A 20,808-nucleotide genomic window follows, 5' to 3' on the forward strand; every position below is an offset into this window, starting at 1 on the left:
CGAACCCGGTGTTTCGGTCCGGGTTCCTGTGGGAGTGGGTACTCCAAGGCGCTGCCTATTTGACCCGCCGCGTTTCCTTGGACGGCCGATAACCGAAATAGCTGCTGTAGCACCGACTGAAATGGCTGGGCGACACGAACCCGCAGGCCACCAGCACCTCCACCATCGACAGCTCGGTGTGCTGCAGCAACCGCCGTGCTTCGATGATGCGAACCTCCATGTAATAGCGTTGCGCAGTGGTGCCCAGTTGCTCCTTGAACAGCCGCTCGATATGCCGTCGCGAGCGGCCGGCGTAGGCGGCCAGTTGGGCCAGTTCCAGCGGTTCTTCCAGGTTGCTGTCCATCAGGTCGATGACTTCGCGCAGCGCTGGGCTCACCGATAGCTTCGCCGAGGGTGTCAGGCGCCGGTAGCGCGATTCACCGAACGCCAGGATGTCTTCGATGCCTTCGATCAGCGCCTTGTCGTGCAGGCCCTTGACCCACTCCAGGGTCATCTGCAAAGCCCCTGCGGGGCTTGAGGCGGTGAGGCGGTCGCGGTCCAGCACGTAGGCCTCACTGGTGACGTGCGCCGCCTTGGCGATTTCCGCCAGGGCCGGCCGGTGCTCCGGGTGTGCCACACAGCGGTAACCGGCCAGCAACCCGGCGCTGCCCAGAAACCAGGCACCATTCCACAGGCCGGCCAAGCTGCGGCCGGCCTGTGCGGCGCTAGTGAGGAACGCGCTCAAGGGTGGGCTGCCTTTGAGCCCGGTGCGGTGGCCGCCGCAGACCACCAGCAGGTCGAAGTCCGCGGCGTGCGCCGCCTCCAGGCTGGTATCGGGACGAATGACCAACCCCAGGTCGCTGACCACCTCACCGGCGTGCAGGGCCAAGGTGGTCGTGCTGAACAACCCGGGCCGCAGCAGGTTGGCGGTCACCAGGGTGTCCAGCGCCTGGGTGAAGGCAGGCAGCGAGAAATGCTCCAGCAGGATAAACCCGACCCGCGCCTGACGCGCCTGCGGCTGTGGGGTGGGCAGGCTCGGGGAAGCGCCAACGGTGAGGGCGACAGGCGTTATGCGGTGCGAAATCACAGTGTTCTCTTAGGGTGTTGGATCGACGGCTCGGGGGGTCGCAGGCCATGACTGCGGGCCTCAGGGCTGACGGCGAAAGAACAGCGTGACCTGCCCTACTTCCACACCCAGCTTGCTCATGGTGGTGCGGTTTATCAAGGTGTCGTCATCCATCTGGTACATCCAGTCGTCCATGTCCATCAGCCAATGCTTGCCGTCCACCGGCAGGTCAAGACGGTAGCGCCACCGCAAGGCGTTGCCGGCCACTTCCCCGCGGGCTTCACCGACTACATCACCGGCGCGGCCGCGCCAACGGCCGGGGCCATCGGGTTGCAGGGTCCATATGCGCTCCTGGCGCGTGCCATCGCTATAGACGAAACGCTCGTCCAGGATCAGGCGTTCACCGTCGCGGTGGCTCTGGATGTCGACGTGAAAACGCTTGGCCACCTCCCCCGAGCGCTTCTGGAACATACCCCAGGCCTGCACCGGTTTGGAAAAGAAGGCCACCAGGTCCAGGGACGGACGCTCGTTGGCGTATTGCTGCACAGTGACATTCGCGCAACTGCTCAGCATCAGGCAACTCGATAGAGCAAGGACATAACGCATGCGGCCTCCTGTTGTTGGGGGTAAGTGTAGATAAACGGCATGGTAAGGTAAGGCCGATTCCTGAACCGTGCCCAAGGAGCAGCAATGAGTCTGGAAACCGTCAAATCCTTTCTGGCAGCCAACGCCCCCGACCTGTCGGTCATCGAGCTTGCGCAAAGCACCGCCACCGTGGCCCTGGCTGCCACGGCCCATAACGTCGAGCCCGGGCAGATTGCCAAGTCGTTGTCCCTGCGGGTGAACGACCAGGTCATCCTGATCGTGACCCGCGGCGATGCGCGCCTGGACAACAAGAAGTTCAAGGCGAGGTTCGGGGTCAAGGCCAAGATGCTCGACGCCACCGAAGTCCAGGCTCACACCAGCCATCCGGTGGGCGGCGTGTGCCCGTTCGGTTTGCCCCACGACGTGGCCGTGTACTGCGACGTGTCATTGCAGGCCTTCGATGAAGTACTGCCCGCCGGCGGTGCCACCAACGCCGCCGTGCGGCTATGCCCTCAACGCATGGCGGAACTGGTCAATGCGCAGTGGGTGGACGTGGCCCAGGCCTGACCGCGCTTTCAGTTTTCCATCGAGGGGTGGTACTGGCCTTGGGCGGCGGCGCCGTTGCACCGGGCCCGCTGTACCAGGGCTTGTTGAGCGCGCTCCACATGGGCATCGTCGCCCGCCCATACGTGCAAGGCTTCGTCCTGCAACGCCCGACCGTAGGAAAACGTCAGCGGCCACGGCAAGGGGGCGCCTTGGTGCATGGCATTCAGATGCGCCGTGGCCAGGGGTGAAGACTGCCCCCCTGACAGAAAAGCGATGCCGGCGACGGCCGCTGGTACTGTGCGCAGAAAGCTTTCGACCGTGGCTTGCGCCACAGCTTCCAGGGTGGCGGTGACGGGGCTGTCCTGGCCGGGCAGCACCATGTTGGGCTTGAGGATCATCCCTTCCAGCAGGATGCGGTGTTGGTGCAACTGCTCGAACACCTGCGCCAGCACTTCGGTGGTCACGGCCTGGCAGCGTGCCAGGCTGTGGTCGCCGTCCATGAGAATTTCCGGCTCGACGATGGGCACCACCCTGGCCTCCTGGCACAACGCGGCATAACGGGCCAGTGCCTGGGCATTGGCCTGGATGGCGAAGCGGCTGGGCAGTTGCTCGGTGATGTTCAGCACTGCGCGCCATTTGGCGAAACGAGCGCCCTGCCCCGCGTAAGCCTTCAGGCGCTCGCGCAAGCCGTCCAGGCCCTCGGTGATGCGTTCACCGGGGAATGCGGCCAACGGCTGGGCGCCGGCGTCCACCTTGATACCCACGACAATGCCGGCCGCCTGCAGGACCTCGACGAATGGAACGCCATCGGCGGTACGCTGGTACAGGGTCTCCTCGAACAGAATTGCGCCACTGATGTGCGACGCCAGGCCAGGCGCCGTAACCAGCAGTTCGCGGTAGCGGCGGCGGTTTTCCTCGCTCTGGCCGATGCCCACCTGGGCGAACCGGCGGTTGCAGGTGCCCAGGCTCTCGTCCATTGCCAGGATGCCCTTGCCAGGCGCCATCAGGGCTCGGGCTGTGTCGATCAAGGTGTCTGCGTTCAGGGGCATGGTGGCCTCCGTGTTCACGGGTTAGCCAACAAGGATAGGCGTGATCAGCGCGCTTTGCTCGGTACCCACTGGCCCGCAGGCAAGGGGCCGGCCGGTTGCCGTACCGTCCCCTTATCGAAACGACAGCCCGCTCGGCACCCCGTACTGGCTACCGTCGTAGTCCAGGGTGAACGTGGCAGTAGTGGGCTTGGCGTCGGTCTCTTGGCAGTCGTCACCTTTGGCCGCGGCGTGGCTGGTGGTGGTTTTTTCGCTGACCCGCAGGCTGGCGAAGCCGTGCTTGCCGGGTTCCCCCAAAGACAGCGTGCGGCGGGTCTGACTGAAGTCGCCGGTGCAGGTACCGTCCCATTCGCCGCCGTCCTGGCTGACGGTCAGCTTGTCCATGAGGCGCCGCAAGCGCGTCCCGTCCAGGGCGTAAAGGTTCAGGGTGGTGCTGCTGAACGGGTTGACGCGTGATGCGCCGTCGTAGGTAACGCGCACCCCGAAAGCCCGCACCTGCGGGCTGAGCTGATAGCGGGCGGTATCCAGGCTGAGACTGGCGAACTGGATAGCGTCCGAGCTGATGGCCGCGCGCTGGTAATGGTGGGCGATGACCGCGCCGCTGGCAGCGTCAGCCACCAGCACGTCCAGGTCATAGTCACCTTGCCTGTTTTCATCGATTGTTTTGGCGAATGTCAGCGCCGCCACCACCTGCGTCGCGTCGGCGGGGTTGGGTTTGCAAACAGCGTGTTCGCTGTCGAACGCCAGCGTGGGGTGCAAGGCCGTGGCCCAGCCGGACAGGTGTTCACTGCAGTCAGCGAAAGCGATCAAGGGGGCAAACAGCAGAGGGAATACGACAAGCGTGCGCATGAGGTGTTTCTCATTCCTTTGAGGGTGGGGGGCGGGATGTCCATGGTAAAGGACGGCCCCCGAAATGCACAGAGCAGCCACCACACCTGCAGGACCTAGCGAAGCTCGGGCGGGCAGCACCGCATAATGCCTGCCCTGCCTCACCGACGGTGCAACAGGAAAGCCCCATTAGACCGATCAGTTCAGCTGATGCCCGTGTGCGTTACTTTTGCACCAACCTGTAGTGAATGCATCCGTCATAAAAGGTCTCGCGCACGACCGCGGGCTTGGCCTTGGAGGCGCTGTCGTAGGTCTGTTCGGTGATCCCCAGCGCCATCATGCGCATCCAGCCTTTGCTGAACTTGTAGGTCTGAATCTTCTGCCGCGCGGCATACAGCGAAACTCCGCTCAACTTGAGCTCCTGGGCCTTGGCGGCGGTACCGGCGCCCCAACTGCACATGTAGCGGTCGCCGGCACGAATTTCCCTGGCCTCAGCACAGGCAGCGGCCCCCGTCAGCACCACAGCCGACAACGCGATCATCATGTTTCGCATTCAAACCCCACCCCAAGCACCTGAAAGTAGTGTGATTTTGCCTCCAGGAAATCATTCAGGGGGCCAGTATTGCGCCAGCCTCAACCACGCCTCTGCAACCGCCACGCCAGGAAGCGGTGCTGGGGCGAAAACACCCGTCGGTAGGTCAACAGCACTGCCACCACCGTGCCCAGTCCGGAGGCCGCGGCGATCAGGAACATGATGATGATCTGGTAGCGCACTGCTTGCAGCGGGCTTTCCCCTGCTAGCACCTGGCCTGTCATCATGCCCGGCAGGCTGACCAGCCCCACCACCGACATCTGGTTGAGCGTGGGAATCATCCCCGCCCTCACCGCCTGGCGTGCCGCCAGTTGCGCAGCTTCCCAGCGGGTACCGCCCAACGCCAGGGTCATTTCCACCTGGCCCCTGCCTGCCGTGAGTTCGTGGATCATGCGCTCTATGCCCAGCGACACGCCGGTCAGCGTGTTGCCCAGAATCATCCCCAGAATGGGAATAGCGTACTGCGGTTCATACCAGGGGTGGATGCGGATCACCGCGAACAACCCCACGGCCGCCACCAGCCAGCTGCTGACCCAGATTGAGACAATGCTGTCCAGACGCTGGCCAGCGTAGGTACGCTTGCCACGCCCGGCCGCCGACAACCCGGCGATCAAGGTCATCAGGCACATCACGGGCAATACCACGTACCACTGGGCATTGGCGAAGATCCAGCTCAGCACATACCCGATGGCTAGCAATTGCACCACGGTGCGCAGGGCCGCGATCAACAACTGGCGCCCCAGGCCCAGCTTGAGGCACACCGACAGTGCGCCGTTGATGAAGATCAGCGCGGCGGCGATGGCAATATCCAGGTTGGAAAGGCTCTGGTAGTTCACGCCAGTACCCCCGCCTTCATGACGTGCTGGCGATGGCTGACCCGCCCGGCCTGTGCAGGGTCGTGGGAGACCCAGACCAGCGCCCGGCTGGCGTCGAACCAGGCGTCCACCAGGGCTTCGACCTGCTGCACGGAAACCGGGTCCAGGGCCGCGGTGGGCTCGTCCAGCAACAGCACCTGGGGGTTGAGCTGCAGGGCCCGCACCAAGGCCAGCACCTGAGCTTCGCCGCCAGACAGTTCACTGGCGTGACGGGTCAGAAAACCGACCGGTTTGCCAGCATGCTCCAGCAAGCGCAGTACCGCATCACGCTGATAGCGGCTACCGGCGTGAACCTTGAGGCTGTAGGGGTAGCGCAGGTTGTCCTCGACACTGCCATCCAGCAGGGCCGGTTTCTGGGCGATGTAGCAGACCTGGCGGCGATAGTCGGGAATGTGCCGGTCCGCGATGGCCTGGCCCCGGTAGCGCAGTTCGCCACTGTCCGGGGCATCGAGCATTGCGAGGAGGCGCAACAGTACGCTCTTGCCGGCGCCAGAGGGGCCGGTGATGGCGACTCGATCACCGGGGTTCAGTGCGTAGTTCAGCGTTTCAAGCAGCCATCCTGTGCCCGGGTTATCGTGCCGTGACACGCTGATGGCCTCAATCAAGGGGAACTGATTCAACCGAAAGGTTTCCTGCATCAAGGGTATGGCGTCGTGCTCAGTGCGCCCGGGCTTCGCCGACCAGGCCAGGACCGCGGGAAAACCCACGGAGTTGTTCGCCACGTGCACACGGCCGCTCAGGCCAATGCAGCGCAGATGCTGCCATGATCACACCACCTTCTTGATGGCCGGCAGGTTCCAGCCATAGCGCAGCGACAGCATGCGCAGCGCTGTGCACAGGCCAATACCCAGCCAGGCGCTGATGTACAGCGGCAGCCACTGCAATTCGCCGGTCAGCTGTACCAGCGCCCCGACCAGGGCTGCCGACGCGTAGATATCCTTGCTGAGGATGACTGGCACCCGGCCCAGCAGCACGTCGCGCAGCACCCCGCCCCCCACGGCGCTGACTACCCCCAGGAGCACGGCCAGTTCGATGTCGGGCACCAGGGTGTAGGCCTTGTGCACACCGAAGGCGGCGAAGAACCCCAGGCCGATGGCGTCGAAGAATAGCGTCGGTTGGGCCAGGCGCAACAGGCGTGTCTGGAATAAGCCGGCCAGCGCCACCGCCAGGCCAACCACGCCCAGGTAGGCCAGGTTGACCAGCCCCGCCGGCGGCAAGGCGCCGATGCACAGGTCGCGGATGAGCCCGCCGCCACAGGCGGTGACGAAGGCTATCACCACCACGCCGAACAGGTCCAGGCGCTTGTCGATGGCCGCCAGGGCACCACTGAGGGCAAAGACAAAGGTTCCCAGCAGATCGATATACCAGAACGCTTCAAAACCCATGGTCAATTCCTGTTCGTGGCGAATGCCGGCCATGGTGCCAGAAACCCTGTGCGCCTCGCCCGCGCATGTTTATCAAGCGGTTGCGCGGCGCTCACGGCAGCCAGTTGCGCTTGCAACCCGTCCGCCAGCTGGTTGACCCCCGCCATGACGCCGCCCTGGGGGTCGTTGAGCACCTTGAGCCAGGCCTGGTCGAAGGCAATGCCCAGGTCATGGCGTAACTGCGCCTCGGTGTCCGGCCGCTCGCCAGCATGGGCGATGGCGCGGATACCGGCCATGCCCAGGGATATCAGCGGCCCGGCGATCTTGCCGGCTACCGCGGCCGCCACGCTGCCGGCGCCGCGGGTGTTCATCTGCGCCTGAAGCTTGCTGTTGGTGGCTTTGGCGACATTGCCCAGCCCCTGGGGCGAGGCCTCGGCACCGGCACGCAAGCGCTGCAGCAGTGCCGCGTAGGCCCGCACTTTCGTGGGCGGCTGGGTGTGGGTCAACTCATGGAGGGAAGCGTTGGCCGGCGGCAGCAGCACGATGGCGCCCAGGTGCTGTGCATATTGCGCCTTGGGCAACCGATACTGCTCGCCGATGGCCGTCACCTGGCTACTGAGCAGTTGCATGTAGAAATCGGTCGCGTCCACCGCAATGGCGTTGGGCTCGACTTCCACCGCAACCGGCGCCAGCACCCGGTCGTGATACTGTTTCTGCAGGTAGGCTTCGAGCCGCTGCCCGGGCTGCGCGGGGTCACGGCCGCTGCTGAGGGTGTACCAGCTGACCCGCATCGACAGCCATTCCTGGGTCCAGTAGCTGTTGAACCAGGGGACGAACACCTCGTCGGTCTGCTGGTAGACCCGGGTGCGCCAGTGGTCCAGGGAACCACGGGCATAGACCCGGGCCTGTTCCCTGGCGTCGTCGGACGCGGCCAGCAGTGCGGCGTCCACCTGCTGCCAGGTCACCGGGCTGACCACAGGCTCCACCAGCGTGCCGCGCCCGGCGCAGGCGCTCAGCAGTAAAAACAGGGCCACCACCAGTGCGCGCAGGATCATGACCGCGGTTCCGTATCGGCATGGTTACAGGTATTGTCCTGAGTATAGGGCCTGCGCCGGCGGCCGGCAGTGCTTGCCGTGACGGCCGATACCAACGAGATACGTCGATTTGCGAACAGAATGTTATGGTTTTAATAAATGCCTGCCTGGCCGTACGCGATGAATCCTTCCCGCACCCTGTTTGCTCGCCTGTTCACTGTCTCGCTGGGTGCGATCGTGCTCGCCCATGGGCTGACATACCTGTGGATCCTGCACTACCGCATCCCGCCACCGCCGCGCCTGGGCATTACCGACCAGACCCTGGACCCGGCCCAGGCGCTGGAAGCCAGCTCCCACTATGTACTGGTCTGGCCCAAGGCGATGCTGGCGTTCCAGGGGTTGGCACTGGTCGGTATCGCCTGGTACGTCAGCCGCTCGCTGACCCGGCCACTGAAGCGCTTCAGCCGTGCCGCCGAACGTCTGGGCCATGACCTGGACAGCGCACCGCTGGAGGAAACCGGGGGCATCGAGGCTCGCCAGGTCGCCAAGCGGCTCAACCGCATGCAGCAGGCCATACGCGACCAGGTGGACATGCGCCGACGCATGCTCGGCGCGGTCTCCCATGACCTGCGCACGCCGTTGTCACGGCTCAAACTGCGGCTGATGCTGCTGGACGACCCGGCCTTGGTAGCGTCGATGTCCAAGGACATCGACGCCATCGTCCGGGTGCTCGATGCCACCCAGCACTACCTGCACGACAACCCGCCAGGCTGAACGCGCCCCTGCAGCGGCCGCAAGCCCCCATCACAGCAACGCGAAGCGGTAGCTCACGATCAGGCGGTTTTCGTCCTGGCTGCGCTGGCCGCTGACGCCGGTGCGCAGTGTGCCGTTCAGCCAGCTGAAGCCCAGGCCTGTGAGACCGCCCTGGCTGATGACATAGCCCAAGGTCAGGTCGCGCTCCCATTCGCCGCACGTGTGGGCTTCCTGAATACCGTCACCCTTGAGGTAGACCACCGCCGCTGTCAGCCCCGACAGCCCCCAGTGGGCGAAGTCATAGCTGTACTGGGCCAGCCAGGTTCGCTCCCCGCATACTGAAAACGGCCGATGTGGCGGCTGGTGATCAGGTACGGGGCATTGCCATCGCCCTGGTTGAGAAATGGGAAATCACTCTTGCCGGTTAGCCGCCGGTAGCCTGCCCCCAGCGATTGCCCGCCCAGCGTGTAGGTGAAAAGTGCACTCCAGGCCCGGTTATCGACCGCGCCGTCGGTACCGGCCGCGCCATTTGATTTGTAGCCGGCCAAGCGCTCTTCCGTACTGGCGTTGCGGCCTTGGGCGTTGCTGACAAACCCGCGCAGGTCAGTCTGCAGGCTGCCCCACGGCAGTTTGCTGGTATGGGCCAGCCCGATAAAATGCTGGGTATAAAAATCACTGAGGTTGGCGTAGTAGTACTGCGCCGTGGTGTGCGGGCCCTTTGCCGGAGTCCAGGCGAATACCCAGCAAACCCAGGGCGTCGGAAGGACGACAGGAAATCCTATTCAATCAATCAGTTAAATGATTTTTTTCTTCACGGATCGTAGGAAAAATTGGTATTGGCTACAGAGATCTATAGTGGACAAACAAGGCGGAACAGGTGCTCTCACAGGCGTAACTGGCCCGAAACAAATGTGGGACCGGGCTTGCCCGGGAAGCGCCGCGCGGGCGGCGCTCGATCTTAACAGCGACACTACAACATCGCCTGGCACTTGGAGGCCCTGATGCAATCCCCAGCCAGGAGCTCCGATGAACATTTTGTCGGCCTGCCTTGCAATTGCATCAAGGCCACCAGGTACATGTCTTGGTTTTTCCGGCGCTCTTGAAATCGAGCGCCGCCCGCGCGGCGCTTCCCGGGCAAGCCCGGTCCCACATTTGTTTCGGGCCAGTTATGCCTGGGGCATCAGCTGATTCGCTCTGTTTGCCCACTGCAGATTTGTGGTGGTGCCACCAACTTTCCCTAAAATCCGTGAAGAACCTTAAACAAATGTTCATTCAACGACAGGGAAGTGGGTCTTCAGGAACTTGATCAGGTGGCGATTTACCGTCTCCGGCTGCTCGCTTTGCAGCCAATGCCCGCACCGGGCCAGGACGTGCTGTTCCAGGCGTGGCACGCGGCGAGGCATGCGCGCCAGGGAATGCGCCTCCAGCACCCCTACGGGGTCGAGGTCGCCGATGAGGAACAGCGCGGGTTGTTGCACATCCGCATCCGTCAGGCATTGGGTTCGCTGCCAGGTGCGCTCGAAGTTGCGGTACCAGTTGAGTGCCGGACCGAAGCCGCGCCCGGCGAACGTCTGCACATACACCTGAAAGTCCTCGAGGCTGCACCATGAGGGTAACTGGTCAGGGCTGTTGACGCCCTCGAAGAGGGTGGCGCTGGCCGGCTTGTCGTTGAGGATCAGGTCCCCGTTGTCGCCACCTTGCATGAACAGCCGCAGGGTGCGAGCGATGTCGGCGTCCAGTTCAGCCTCCGCGACCCCAGGTGTCTGGAAGTACAGCATGTAGTTGAAACGGTCCTTGAAGTGCTGGCGCAGGCTGTCGATGGCGGGCTGTCGCGGCCGGCCGGCAAAGGGCACCGACAGCGCCGCCACCGCCCTGACCCGCTGCGGCTCCAGCAACGCCAGGTGCCAGGCGACCGGCGCGCCCCAGTCATGACCCGCCACGCACACCTGATGGTGGCCCAGCACGTCCATTGCCGCTTGAATGTCGGCGCACAGCGTCACCAGGTCATAGGCCTCCACCGCCTGGGGGGCGGAACTGGCGCCGTAGCCACGCATTTCCGGTAGCCACACCTGGTACCCCGCCGCCACCAACGGCGCTACCTGGTGACGCCAGGAATACCAGCATTCGGGAAACCCATGCAGCAACCACACGGGCAGGCCTTGGTCGGGGCCGGCGCTGTGCAGGCTAAGGGTGATGCCGTTGACATCCAGGCGGTGTTGTCGGGTATCCATGTCCGTGCTCGCTTGACTGTATGCGCCCTACCCTAGCAAATCGCCGGCACTGCGCTAACCATCATTGATCAGCCCGATGGGCGCGCTGCTGTCGGCGGAATTGCCCCGGTGCCAAGCCCTGGGTCTGGCGAAAGCGCCGGGAAAAATAGGCTTCGTCGGCGAAGCCGCAGCGTTGGGCGATGTGGCTGATGGCCTCGTCGCTGTTGAGCAGGTAGGTGCGCGCCAGGCGCATGCGCCGTTCCAGCACCAGCTCGCTGAAGGTGCTGCCGGTGTCCTTGCGCAACAGGTGAGTCAGGTAGTTGGGCGACAGGAACGCCGCGGCGGCGGCATCCTTGAGCGTCAGGCCAGGGTCGGCGATATGCGCACGGATGTGGGCGGTAACCCGCGCCAGGGCGTCGCGGCGGCCGCGGTGGGTGGCACGCTCGCTGGCCAACTGCTGCAGGGGTTCGGCGAACTGCCGGCTGACCAGGCCGATCAGCTCCAGCAGGCCGGCGCGCAGCAACGTGCTGGTGCCGAAGTCACGCGTGCGGTCCAGTTCCCGCAAGCGCTCCAGCAGGGCCTGCACTTTGGCGAAGGTGGCGTCGTCGAGAATGAAGTCCAGGTGCTCCTGAAACTGGAACGGTGCCAGCTCCGGCGCTTGATCCAGGGCAACGTCTTCCAGGTCCAGGGGGTCGCACGGCAAATGCGGCAACAGAAACCCCTGGGCGAAGTTGATCAGCATGAAGTTGCCGTGCTCGGGGTGTGGGATCAGGTGCAGCCGGTGGGGCAGGATGAAGCTCAGGGCGTTGCGCGGAAACGGCCTGACGGCGCCGCCGATATGCTGCACGGTGTCACCGCCCAGGTTGATCTGGATCTGGAAGTACTCGTGGCGGTGTGGCGCTGTCAGCGCTTCGCGCTCGTGCTTGTCACGGATATAGAAATCGTCGCGGTTGCTGCGCTGCTGCATGCCATAGGTGGGCACGCGGGACAGGGACGACATGGCAGGCAACCTCGGGCAGGCACGGGACGCCGCCAGTCTAAAGCGATCGGCGCCCAAGGTGTAGCAGCAACTGTCGTTGTGGACGCGTGGCTTGCCAGCGAAAAAAGCAGCGCGGTATTCCTGACCCGCCGCGCTGCAGCGTTCGCCAGCAAGCTGTGCTTCTACGAGCCAGGTTCCGGCGGGCGGGAGCCTGGGAAGCCGACGCTGCTGCCGGGTCAGTGACCGATGCGCAGCTCCAGTTCGCCGATGCCGTCGATGCCTGCGCTGACGTTGTCTCCCGGTTGCAGGGCGCCAACGCCTGCCGGGGTGCCAGTGAAAATCAGGTCGCCGGGCTGCAAGGCCACCGAGCGTGACAGGTAGCTGATCACGTCGGGCACCGCCCAGATCTGGTCAGCCAGGTCACCCTGCTGGCGAGCCTGCCCGTTGACCTTCAACCAGATCGCACCCTTGGCCGGGTGGCCCAGCTGGCTGGCGGGGATCAGTGCGGTGCAAGGGGCCGATTCGTCGAAGCCCTTGGCCCAGTCCCACGGCCGGCCCTGTTTCTTGGCCTGGGCTTGCAGGTCGCGGCGGGTCAGGTCCAGGCCCACGCCATAGCCCCACACGTGGGCCAACGCCTGGCCCGGTTCGATGTCGACACCGCCCTCACCGATGGCCACCACCAGTTCCACTTCGTGGTGCAGGTCTTCGGTCAGCGGCGGATAGGCAATCACACCCTCGGCAGGTACCACGGCATCGGCGGGCTTGCAGAAGAAAAACGGTGGTTCGCGGTCGGGGTCATGGCCCATTTCCCGGGCGTGCTCGGAATAGTTGCGGCCCACGCAGAACACCCGGCGGATCGGGAAGCGGCGGCTGTCGCCGGCAATCGCGACGCTGGCGGCAGGCGGCGGGGCAATGATGTACTCGGTCATGCTGGGCTCCATGGCTTGGTTATGGCACCCAGTGTGCGCGCAAACCACAGCGCCTGGCTTGGACACCACGGCCGCGTTTCTGGACAGGTCAACGCAATGGCGCATACTCCAGGGGTAAGCGTCGCGTACAGGAGCCTCCATGACCGAGTACCACGACAATATCGTTCCCCTGCGCCGCGGCCGGGTATTCGCCGACGATGGCCGCGACCCGACCCCGCTGGATGACGACTTTCGCCAACTGGCCCAGCAGACGTTCGCCGGCACCGACGTGGATTGCGGTGCCCTGGGTAACCGTGGGCAGTACGCCCAGGCGCTGGAATACGTGGTTCGGCAGATCCTCGAAGGGCCACAGCCGGGCGAAAACCTGCTGGCCTTCGTGGTGAAGGCCGTGCACCTGCCGGGTGACGCGGTCCTGCGATTGCAGGGGTGTGCCAAGGCGCTGCGGGACCTTGGCAATGGCGTGCCTGGCGCCTCCGAGCAGGTGGCCCGAGCCCGGCGCCGGCTATGCAGCAACCTGCACCCGGCGGGGCCAGACGACCTGCCAGGGTAAGGCAGGCTACTCGGCGCTGGCGGCCGCGCGGTCGGCCCGCCACTGCGCCAGGGTGGCATTGGCCTGCTGCAGTTGCTGTTCCAGCCGGGCTTCACGTAGTACGTGCTGTTGCGCCGCCTTGACCTGCGCGGCCTGCTCCTGGCGGAACACCTCGATCTGTTGCTCCAGCGCTTGGCGAACACCCAGGGCCTGGGCCAACTGCGTGGTCAGCCCAGTGGTTTCGGCCACCTTGTCGGCCAGCGCCTGGGCTGCGCCTGCCTGATCCTTGCGCGCCTGCCGCGCTTCCACCAGCATGCGTTCGTTATCGCGGCTCAAACGCATCAGTTCGTCCTGCTTGACGATCAACCCTTGCTGCAACTGGCGCACTTCCACCTGTGCCTGTTGCACTTGGGCTTCGTGGCGGCGCTGGTCCTGCTCGCGCTGCTCCTTGACGGCCTGGCGGTAATGTTCCAGCGCGTCGCGAGCGTGCTGGTGCTTTTCTTCCAGGGAGCGGATGTGCTCGTCCTTTTCGCCCAGGCGGATCTGCAGGTCACTGCACTCCTGGGTCAGGCGCGCATTGCGGGTGTGCTCGGTCTGCAACGAAGTGCGGCACACCGACAGGTGTTCCGATTCGCTGGCCAGCGCCTCGGCCTGTATCTCAAATTGCTGCTGCAAGGCAGCCTGGGCTTTGAGCGCGGTGTCCAGGTCGGCCTGCAATACGGCTTTCTGCAAGTCGAAACGCGCCTGCGCCTGCTGTACGTATTCGTCGCCCTCTTCCTTCAGACGCTCGGCCAGGCGCCCTACCAGCTCGCCCAGCTCCTGGGTCAGGTGCTCACGCGGGGCCAGCCGACGCTGGTCCGTGTCCTCCAGTTCCTTGAGGTAGCGGTGGATGGTGGTCTTGGAGCCAGTGTTGCCCATTGCCACGCGTACAGCGTCGATAGTGGGGTTTTCCCCCCGGGCCAGCAGCGCTTCACGCGCCTTTTGCACCACTGCCTTGTTGATCCCGCCGCGTGCCATGTGTGCTCCTGTCGGTGTACTGCGTTACGTATTCTGTATGGCCGGCGAATATACCACGGCAATCACCCGCCGAGGCAGGTAGACTGGCCGTTTCAGCCGAGACACTGCCCTGTATGCCAGCGCCTGTTCTACTGCATGAAGTTACCGTTGAGGCCATACCGAGCACCCGTGACTACGTGATGCAGGCCCGGGCACAGATTTTCCCGATGCTCGACGCCAGCGTGTTGCCCGCAGACCTGGCGAACTTTGCCCAGACCTATGGGGCGGGTACCCAGGGGCGCTTTCTGATCGCTACGCTGGCGGGCGAGATTGTCGGCGCCATCGGTTACCTGCCCTACGACCATCGCTTCGCCCAGCTGGATTACCGCGGGTTCAACACCGTCGAAATCGTGCGCCTGTATGTCAGCCCCGGGCAGCGCGGGCTGGGCGTGGCCCGACGGCTGTACGAAGCGTTGAAGGCATTGGCGCAAGCAGACCAGGTGCAAGTGCTGTACCTGCATACTCACCCCTTTCTGCCTGGGGCGATCGAGTTCTGGCACAAGCAGGGGTTTGTCACGGTCGATACCGAGGATGACCCGGTGTGGCGCACCACGCATATGCACCTGCGGGTACCTGACTTCCAGTGACCTGTGGCAGTGGCCGTCAGGGCGCCTCTAGCGCCGGCAGGCGAAAGTCGGCCTGGGCGTCGACGTACCGCAGGGCTGACTTGCTGTCTTTCCAGCCCACGTACGTCATCAGTGACTTCTGGTCCCACCCGCTCTGGCTCGCCCAGTTGGCAAAGCCACGACGCAGCGAGTGACTGCTGTAGGCATCACCGTCCAGCCCTGCGCCTTGCAGCGCGTCGCGCAACAGGTGCATGACGCTGTAAGGGTGCAACGCGCTATCACTGAGCCGCCCCCAGCGATCGATGCCGCGAAACACCGGCCCGTGGGCGATGCCGGCGGTTTGCAGCCAGTCGCAGTAAGCGTCCACCGGGCACAACCGCTCCAGCGCCGGAGCCGAATAGGTAGTGCCGCGGTTATCGCGATCGGCCTTGCTCCAGGGCAGGAAGATACGCATGCCTTCCCCCCGCCTGGCCTGAATGAACTGCACGTCCAGGCGGCTCAGTTCGTCACTGCGAAACGCCCGCCAGAAACCCACCAGGATCAACGCCTTGTCTCGGCTGCAGCGCAGCAGCCGCTTGCTGTCGCCTGCCCCGCGGGCACCCTCTATCTGCCCGTCAAGCCAACGCACGCAACGCTCCAATGCCAGCAACTGCAGGGGCTCGGCCTGTTTTTCCTGTTGCGGGTGCACCGCACGGATGCCTTTCATCACCTGCTTGACCTGGGGGCTCTTGGTCGGGTCCGGAAAACCTTGACTGGCGTGCCACTGGGCCAGCGCGGCCAGGCGCAAACGCAAGGTATTGAGCGACAGCTTGCCAGCGAAGGCCGCCAGGTAGCGGGCGATAGCGTCGCTGGTCGCCGGCAGGAAACCACCCCAGGTGACTTCATAGTGCTCGACCGCGGACTGGTAGCTGCGCCGGGTGTTCTCCCGGGTGCCAGCGGCAATGTAGCGGTCTACGTCGGAAACCATCGGGGCAAGGGCCTCAGCGCAAGGGGGAACATGCGCCCAGTATACGGCGCAACGGCGCGCCATTGCGCACGAAACGTGATGCAGGCCATTCCCGGCAGGCCATTGATGCCACCCCTCCAAGGCATATGCTGCTGTAAACAATGAAAGCGAGCCTTGCCATGAGCAGCCCCCGCACCCTGTATCAAAAACACATCGACAGCCACACCGTGTGTTCCCTGGACGACCAGGGCCACGTGTTGCTGTATATAGACCGTCAGGTCGCCAACGAATACACCAGTCCTCAGGCCTTCAGCGGCCTGCGCGAGGCCGGGCGGCCGGTCTGGCGGCCAGCCGCGACCTTGGCGGTGGTGGATCACGTGAACCCCACCACACCCCGGCGCACCGCCGTCATGGGCGATGCCGGTGGGGCTCGCCAGGTCGAGTACTTCAGCGAAAACTGCCGTGATTTCGGTATCCCGCTGTTCGACGTGCTTGACCGCCGCCAAGGTATCGAGCACGTGGTCGCCCCCGAACAAGGCTTCATTCTGCCCGGCATGGTCGTGGCCGCCGGCGACAGCCACACCACCACCTATGGCGCGCTGGGCGCGTTCGGTTTCGGTATCGGCACCTCTGAAATCGAGCACCTGCTGGCCACCCAGACGCTGGTGTACAAGCGCTTGAAAACCCTGCGCGTCTGGGCCACCGGCGAGCTGGGCCCAGGGGTGACGGCCAAGGACATCATCATGGCGCTGATTGTCCAGATAGGCGCCTCGGGGGCCACCGGCTACGCTATCGAATTCGCCGGGCCAGCCATCGATGCCCTCAGCGTCGAAGCGCGCATGACCGTCTGCAACATGGCGGTGGAAGCCGGCGCGCGGGGCGCTTTCATGGCGCCCGACGACAAGGTCTTCGCTTACCTGCAAGGCCGCCCACGCGCACCCCAAGGTGCGCTCTGGCAGGCGGCGGTGGACAGTTGGCGACAGTTGCACACTGACCCGGGCGCCACCTTCGACCGTGAAGTGCAACTGGACGTACAGACGCTGCCGCCGATGGTCAGTTGGGGCACCAGCCCCGACCAGGCCGCCGCCATCACCGGCCATGTGCCAGACCCCCTGCACGAGCCCGATCCCATCGTGCGCCAGGGCCAGCAGCGCGCTCTGAACTACATGGGGCTGGAGCCGGGAATGGCCCTGCACGATGTGAGGATCAGTCACGCCTTCATCGGTTCTTGCACCAACGCCCGCCTGGAAGACTTGCGCGACGCCGCCCGGGTGGTCAAGGGCAAACAGGTGGCCGCGCACGTGCGAGCGATGATCGTGCCCGGCTCCACCCTGGTGCGCGAACAAGCGGAGCAAGAGGGCCTGGCGCGAATTTTCCTCGACGCCGGTTTCGAATGGCGTCAGTCCGGCTGCTCCATGTGCCTGGCCATGAACGACGACGTGCTCGCCGCCGGCGACCGTTGCGCCTCCAGCACCAACCGCAACTTCGAAGGCCGCCAGGGCGCCGGTGCGCGCACCCACCTGATGAGCCCGGCCATGGTCGCGGCGGCGGCGATCGCCGGGCACCTGACTGACGTTCGCACCTTTGCCCCGGAGGCCTGAACCATGCAACCTTTTGACACCGTTACCGGCAGCGCCGCACCGCTATTGGCTGCCAACATCGACACCGACGTGATCATGCCCAAGCAATTCCTCAAGGGCATTGACCGCAGCGGCCTGGCGCAGGGCGTGTTCTTCGACCTGCGCTTGCTGCCCGATGGCACACCCAATCCTGGGTTCATCCTCAATCAGCCGGCCTGGCAGCAGGCGAGCTTCCTGGTGACCGGGCCCAATTTCGGTTGCGGCTCCAGCCGTGAGCATGCGGTGTGGGGGCTCAGGCAACGGGGTATTCGCGCGCTGATCGGCACCCGGTTTGCTGGAATATTCCAGGACAACTGCCAGCGCAACGGCGTGCTGGTCATTCAGTTGGACGAGGCGCAGTTGGCGAATATCGCCGAGGTGGTCAGCCAACCGGCAACCGCTGAGCTGAGCGTCGACCTGCCCCGCCAGCAGATTCGGCTGGCGGATGGCACCGTGATACCTTTCCTCATTGATGAATTGGGCAAGCAAGCGTTGATGCAGGGCCTGGATGCGGTTGGCGCGACCCTGCAGCGCGCCGAGCAGATCCGCGCGTTCGAGCGACAGCACCTGCGCGACAACCCGTGGTTGAACCTGTAGCAGTGGCCGAGTGACCGCGTCCGCGGTGTGCCTGATACGGCGTGGCGCCTGCTTCCCGAGCTTGCGCCCGGTCCCACAGGGTTGCGCGTGCTGTTTTTGAAGGACCGGGCGAAGCTCGGGAAAGGGCCATCGCGGTGGTTCAGGCTTACCGCTGCGCCCGGTCCTGCAACCCGGCTCCCACGAAGACAGTTGCTGCTACAAAACCGGCGATAGGTTGCGCAAGTAGGTTTCGAGAAACTCCACGCACACCCGCAACTTCGCCGACTGGCTCAGGCGTGTCGGGTACACGGCCCAGACATTGGCGCTCTGACTGTAGTCATTCAGCACCTGCACCAGGCGGCCTTGATCAAGCATGGGTTTGACGTCCCACAGCGAACGCAGAATGATTCCGGCACCGTCCAACGCCCACTGCAACACAATTTCACCGTTGTTCGACGACAGCGGGCCACTGACCTTGACCGACTCCGCGCGCCCTTCTCGGCTCAGGGTCCACACGCCGAAGGCATTGTCGCGCTCCTTGAGCACCAGGCAGTCGTGCTCGACCAGGTCCTCCAGGGACTGGGGCGTGCCGCGCCGCCGCAGGTAGTCAGGCGCGGCGCAGAGCACCCGGTAGTTATGCAGCAATTGCCTGCCCAGGTGTTCGCCGACCAGGTCGTCGCCTACGCGGATTTCCAGATCGAAGCCTTCGTTGACCACATCGACCACGCGGTCGAATACATCCAGGCGGATATCCAGCCGCGGGTAAGCCCGGGACAGGGCCGAGATCGCCGGCGCCACGTGGTTGCGGCCAAACCCGAAGCTGCTGCAAATGTGCAGCGCACCGCGCGGCGCCTGGCGCGCTTCGGAAATTTCGCCGAGGAAGTCATCGATATCCCCCAGCAGCCGCTGCGCCCACACCCGCACCCGTTCGCCGTCATCGGTCAGGGCGATGCGCCGCGTGCTGCGATGCAACAGCTTCGCCCCCAAGGTGGTTTCGAGAGTGGAAATGCGTTTGCTCACGTACGCCGGGGAGAACCCCAGCGCTTCGGCCGCGGTGGCGAACCCGTTCTTGCGGATGACCATAAGGAATACCCGCAGGTCTTCCGGCAGCGGCAACGGAGCGCGAGGGGTACTCATGGCGCTGGGCGCAGGAACGCCAGCGCTTCTTCCAGCAATACCTGCGCGGCCTCCTCGGCAATGTAGTGGCCGGCGGGCAAGGCCTTGCCGCGCACATCCGTGGCCACTTTGCGCCACTCCTCCAGCGGTTCGAAACAGCGGCCCACGGTGCCCTCGGCCCCCCATAGCACCAGCAATGGGAGCGTCAACACGTGGCCGTTATCAATATCCGCACGGTCATGCTCAAGGTCAATGGCCGCGCTGGCACGGTAATCCTCGCAAATACCCTGCGCGCTACCCGGCCGCTGCAGGCAGCGCAGGTACTCGGCGAAAGCCTTGTCGGTGAAGGGCGCCAGCCCCGCGCTACGGCTGCCCATGACACTGCGCAGGTAGCCTTCGGGGTTGGCTTCGATCAGGGTCTCAGGCAGCGGCGCCGGCCGGATCAGGAAAAACCAGTGCCAGTACGCCCGGGCAAAGGCTTCGGTGGTCTGGGCATACATGGCCAGGGTCGGCGCGATGTCCAGCAGCACCATGCGCTGCACCGCCTCAGCGTGGTCCAGCGCCAGGCGGTGGGCCACCCGGGCACCCCGGTCATGGGCCAGCACACTGAAAGTATCGAAGCCCAGCGCCGCCATCAGGGCCACGTTGTCCTGGGCCATCGTGCGTTTGCTGTAGGCGGCGTGATCAGCGCTGGCGGCTGGCCGGTCGCTATCCCCGTAACCCCGCAGGTCGGCGGCGACCACGGTGAAATGCCTGGCCAGTGGCTCGGCGATCTTGTGCCAGATCACATGAGTCTGCGGGTGCCCATGCAACAGCAACAGCCCCGGGCCACTGCCCCCAATGCGGTAGGCGATATCGACGCCATTGACCTGGCGGTGCGTTTTGTTGAATCCGGCAAACATCGAAGGCGTTCCTTGTGGGTGTTCTGGCCCCTACAGGATAGGCGGCCGCAGCCGGGTATCAATAGGTTGTGCGCGATGCCATGGAACACGGAGCGTGGCCAATGCCGCTTGCGGGGAGGCTTTTCGTACCGTTTTAAGGGGTGTGTAGGTTCAAAATCGAGATGACATTTGATAATCCTATATTATCAAATATGTTAAATGGCTCATAAAATCCAAAACGATCACTAATTTCTGTATGTATTTACATGGTACGTAATACAGTACGAAATCGTCACGCAGATAGCTGTCGGTGACATAAAGCGGACGAGGTGATGGCACAGACATAACTGGCCCGAAACAGATGTGGGACCGGGCTTGCCCGGGAAGCGCCGCGCGGGCGGCGCACGGTCTCGAGGGCGCCGAAAAAACAAAGGCATGCGCCTGGCGGCCCTGACCCAATCTCCAGGCGAACAACCAAGGCGGTCAAGGCAATCCACCAGACATAACTGGCCCGAAACAGATGTAGGAGCGGGCTTGCTCGCGAAGCGTCGCGCGGGCGGCGCACGGTCTCAAGGGCGCTGGAGAAACCCAAGCCATGCACCTGGCGGCCCTGACCCAATCTCCAGGCGGACAATCAAGGCGGTCCAGACAATGGCACAGACATAACTGGCCCGAAACAGATGTAGGAGCAGAGCTTGCTCGCGAAGCGCCGCGCGGGCGGCGGGCGGTCTCA

Annotated in this window: 22 protein-coding genes and 1 pseudogene; 6 read left to right on the plus strand and 17 right to left on the minus strand. The window is 64.4% G+C overall.

Annotated features, from left to right (window positions below):
* Positions 1-55: 55 nt before the first annotated feature.
* Together QBK88_RS15770 and QBK88_RS15775 are read right to left on the minus strand one after the other, a co-directional pair.
* Entirely contained in the window at positions 56-1,012 is a 957-nt protein-coding gene (locus QBK88_RS15770; protein ID WP_277962778.1) for a GlxA family transcriptional regulator, read from the minus strand.
* 114 nt (positions 1,013-1,126) lie between these two features.
* The gene (locus QBK88_RS15775; RefSeq protein ID WP_277962754.1) at positions 1,127-1,651 is read right to left on the minus strand and encodes a DUF3833 domain-containing protein; all 525 of its coding nucleotides are present in this window, start codon (positions 1,649-1,651) and stop codon (positions 1,127-1,129) included.
* A gap of 84 nt (positions 1,652-1,735) precedes the next feature.
* On the opposite strand from QBK88_RS15775, the gene QBK88_RS15780 reads away from it, so the two are divergent.
* A complete protein-coding gene (locus QBK88_RS15780) occupies positions 1,736-2,197 on the plus strand; it encodes a YbaK/EbsC family protein (RefSeq protein ID WP_277962755.1) in 462 nt (153 codons plus the stop codon).
* Between the two features lie 8 nt (positions 2,198-2,205).
* Here QBK88_RS15780 and QBK88_RS15785 read toward each other — a convergent pair whose 3' ends face one another.
* From QBK88_RS15785 to QBK88_RS15815, 7 genes are all read right to left on the minus strand, one after another.
* Positions 2,206-3,225, minus strand: coding sequence for a class I fructose-bisphosphate aldolase (locus QBK88_RS15785; RefSeq protein ID WP_277962756.1), 1,020 nt, complete (start codon positions 3,223-3,225; stop codon positions 2,206-2,208).
* Positions 3,226-3,336: 111 nt separating this feature from the next.
* Positions 3,337-4,071 (minus strand): hypothetical protein, encoded by a 735-nt coding sequence (locus QBK88_RS15790; protein ID WP_277962757.1) that lies wholly within the window; start codon positions 4,069-4,071, stop codon positions 3,337-3,339.
* Between the two features lie 202 nt (positions 4,072-4,273).
* Positions 4,274-4,603 (minus strand): hypothetical protein, encoded by a 330-nt coding sequence (locus tag QBK88_RS15795; RefSeq protein WP_277962758.1) that lies wholly within the window; start codon positions 4,601-4,603, stop codon positions 4,274-4,276.
* Between the two features lie 80 nt (positions 4,604-4,683).
* A complete protein-coding gene (locus QBK88_RS15800; protein WP_277962759.1) occupies positions 4,684-5,478 on the minus strand; it encodes an ABC transporter permease in 795 nt (264 codons plus the stop codon).
* Positions 5,475-6,155 carry an ABC transporter ATP-binding protein gene (locus QBK88_RS15805; RefSeq protein ID WP_445764947.1) on the minus strand — a complete coding sequence of 227 codons (681 nt, stop codon included), beginning with the start codon at positions 6,153-6,155 and terminating at the stop codon, positions 5,475-5,477. Before QBK88_RS15805 ends, QBK88_RS15800 begins: the two co-directional genes overlap by 4 nt.
* 129 nt (positions 6,156-6,284) lie before the next feature.
* Positions 6,285-6,935 (minus strand): TRIC cation channel family protein, encoded by a 651-nt coding sequence (locus QBK88_RS15810; protein ID WP_277962761.1) that lies wholly within the window; start codon positions 6,933-6,935, stop codon positions 6,285-6,287.
* Positions 6,905-7,936 (minus strand): hypothetical protein, encoded by a 1,032-nt coding sequence (locus QBK88_RS15815; RefSeq protein WP_277962762.1) that lies wholly within the window; start codon positions 7,934-7,936, stop codon positions 6,905-6,907. Before QBK88_RS15815 ends, QBK88_RS15810 begins: the two co-directional genes overlap by 31 nt.
* A gap of 159 nt (positions 7,937-8,095) precedes the next feature.
* Here QBK88_RS15815 and QBK88_RS15820 point away from each other — a divergent pair, with 159 nt between their 5' ends.
* Complete coding sequence (locus QBK88_RS15820; protein WP_268142261.1) at positions 8,096-8,689, plus strand: HAMP domain-containing protein; 594 nt, start codon at positions 8,096-8,098, stop codon at positions 8,687-8,689.
* A 30-nt stretch (positions 8,690-8,719) separates the two neighbouring features.
* On the opposite strand, the pseudogene QBK88_RS30915 reads toward QBK88_RS15820, so the two are convergent.
* The 4 genes and pseudogenes from QBK88_RS30915 to QBK88_RS15845 all read right to left on the minus strand — a co-directional run bounded on the left by QBK88_RS30915 (position 8,720) and on the right by QBK88_RS15845 (position 12,786).
* A pseudogene (locus QBK88_RS30915) lies at positions 8,720-9,450 on the minus strand (OprD family outer membrane porin).
* Positions 9,451-9,936: 486 nt separating this feature from the next.
* Positions 9,937-10,899, minus strand: coding sequence for an alpha/beta hydrolase (locus QBK88_RS15835; protein ID WP_277962763.1), 963 nt, complete (start codon positions 10,897-10,899; stop codon positions 9,937-9,939).
* Positions 10,900-10,960: 61 nt separating this feature from the next.
* The gene (locus QBK88_RS15840) at positions 10,961-11,878 is read right to left on the minus strand and encodes a helix-turn-helix domain-containing protein (protein WP_277962764.1); all 918 of its coding nucleotides are present in this window, start codon (positions 11,876-11,878) and stop codon (positions 10,961-10,963) included.
* Positions 11,879-12,093: 215 nt separating this feature from the next.
* The gene (locus QBK88_RS15845) at positions 12,094-12,786 is read right to left on the minus strand and encodes a fumarylacetoacetate hydrolase family protein (RefSeq protein WP_277962765.1); all 693 of its coding nucleotides are present in this window, start codon (positions 12,784-12,786) and stop codon (positions 12,094-12,096) included.
* Between the two features lie 139 nt (positions 12,787-12,925).
* Here QBK88_RS15845 and QBK88_RS15850 point away from each other — a divergent pair, with 139 nt between their 5' ends.
* Complete coding sequence (locus QBK88_RS15850; RefSeq protein WP_277962766.1) at positions 12,926-13,336, plus strand: hypothetical protein; 411 nt, start codon at positions 12,926-12,928, stop codon at positions 13,334-13,336.
* Between the two features lie 6 nt (positions 13,337-13,342).
* Here the strand turns inward: QBK88_RS15850 and QBK88_RS15855 are convergent, their stop codons facing one another.
* Positions 13,343-14,332 (minus strand): DNA-binding protein, encoded by a 990-nt coding sequence (locus QBK88_RS15855; RefSeq protein ID WP_277962767.1) that lies wholly within the window; start codon positions 14,330-14,332, stop codon positions 13,343-13,345.
* A 113-nt stretch (positions 14,333-14,445) separates the two neighbouring features.
* Between QBK88_RS15855 and QBK88_RS15860 the strand changes: the two genes are divergently transcribed.
* Complete coding sequence (locus QBK88_RS15860; protein WP_277962768.1) at positions 14,446-14,958, plus strand: GNAT family N-acetyltransferase; 513 nt, start codon at positions 14,446-14,448, stop codon at positions 14,956-14,958.
* A 16-nt stretch (positions 14,959-14,974) separates the two neighbouring features.
* Here the strand turns inward: QBK88_RS15860 and QBK88_RS15865 are convergent, their stop codons facing one another.
* The gene (locus tag QBK88_RS15865) at positions 14,975-15,904 is read right to left on the minus strand and encodes a site-specific integrase (protein ID WP_277962769.1); all 930 of its coding nucleotides are present in this window, start codon (positions 15,902-15,904) and stop codon (positions 14,975-14,977) included.
* A 158-nt stretch (positions 15,905-16,062) separates the two neighbouring features.
* On the opposite strand from QBK88_RS15865, the gene leuC reads away from it, so the two are divergent.
* Entirely contained in the window at positions 16,063-17,484 is a 1,422-nt protein-coding gene (gene leuC, locus QBK88_RS15870) for a 3-isopropylmalate dehydratase large subunit (RefSeq protein ID WP_277962770.1), read from the plus strand.
* Between the two features lie 3 nt (positions 17,485-17,487).
* The gene (gene leuD, locus QBK88_RS15875; RefSeq protein ID WP_277962771.1) at positions 17,488-18,099 is read left to right on the plus strand and encodes a 3-isopropylmalate dehydratase small subunit; all 612 of its coding nucleotides are present in this window, start codon (positions 17,488-17,490) and stop codon (positions 18,097-18,099) included.
* A gap of 195 nt (positions 18,100-18,294) precedes the next feature.
* On the opposite strand, the gene QBK88_RS15880 is transcribed toward leuD, so the two are convergent.
* Together QBK88_RS15880 and QBK88_RS15885 are read right to left on the minus strand one after the other, a co-directional pair.
* Entirely contained in the window at positions 18,295-19,215 is a 921-nt protein-coding gene (locus QBK88_RS15880; protein WP_277962772.1) for a LysR substrate-binding domain-containing protein, read from the minus strand.
* The gene (locus QBK88_RS15885; RefSeq protein WP_277962773.1) at positions 19,212-20,096 is read right to left on the minus strand and encodes an alpha/beta fold hydrolase; all 885 of its coding nucleotides are present in this window, start codon (positions 20,094-20,096) and stop codon (positions 19,212-19,214) included. The genes QBK88_RS15880 and QBK88_RS15885 overlap by 4 nt, the downstream gene beginning before the upstream one ends.
* Positions 20,097-20,808: the final 712 nt, after the last annotated feature.

Source organism: Pseudomonas sp. RIT-To-2, from assembly GCF_029623465.1.
Classification (GTDB): Bacteria; Pseudomonadota; Gammaproteobacteria; order Pseudomonadales; family Pseudomonadaceae; genus Aquipseudomonas; species Aquipseudomonas silvicola.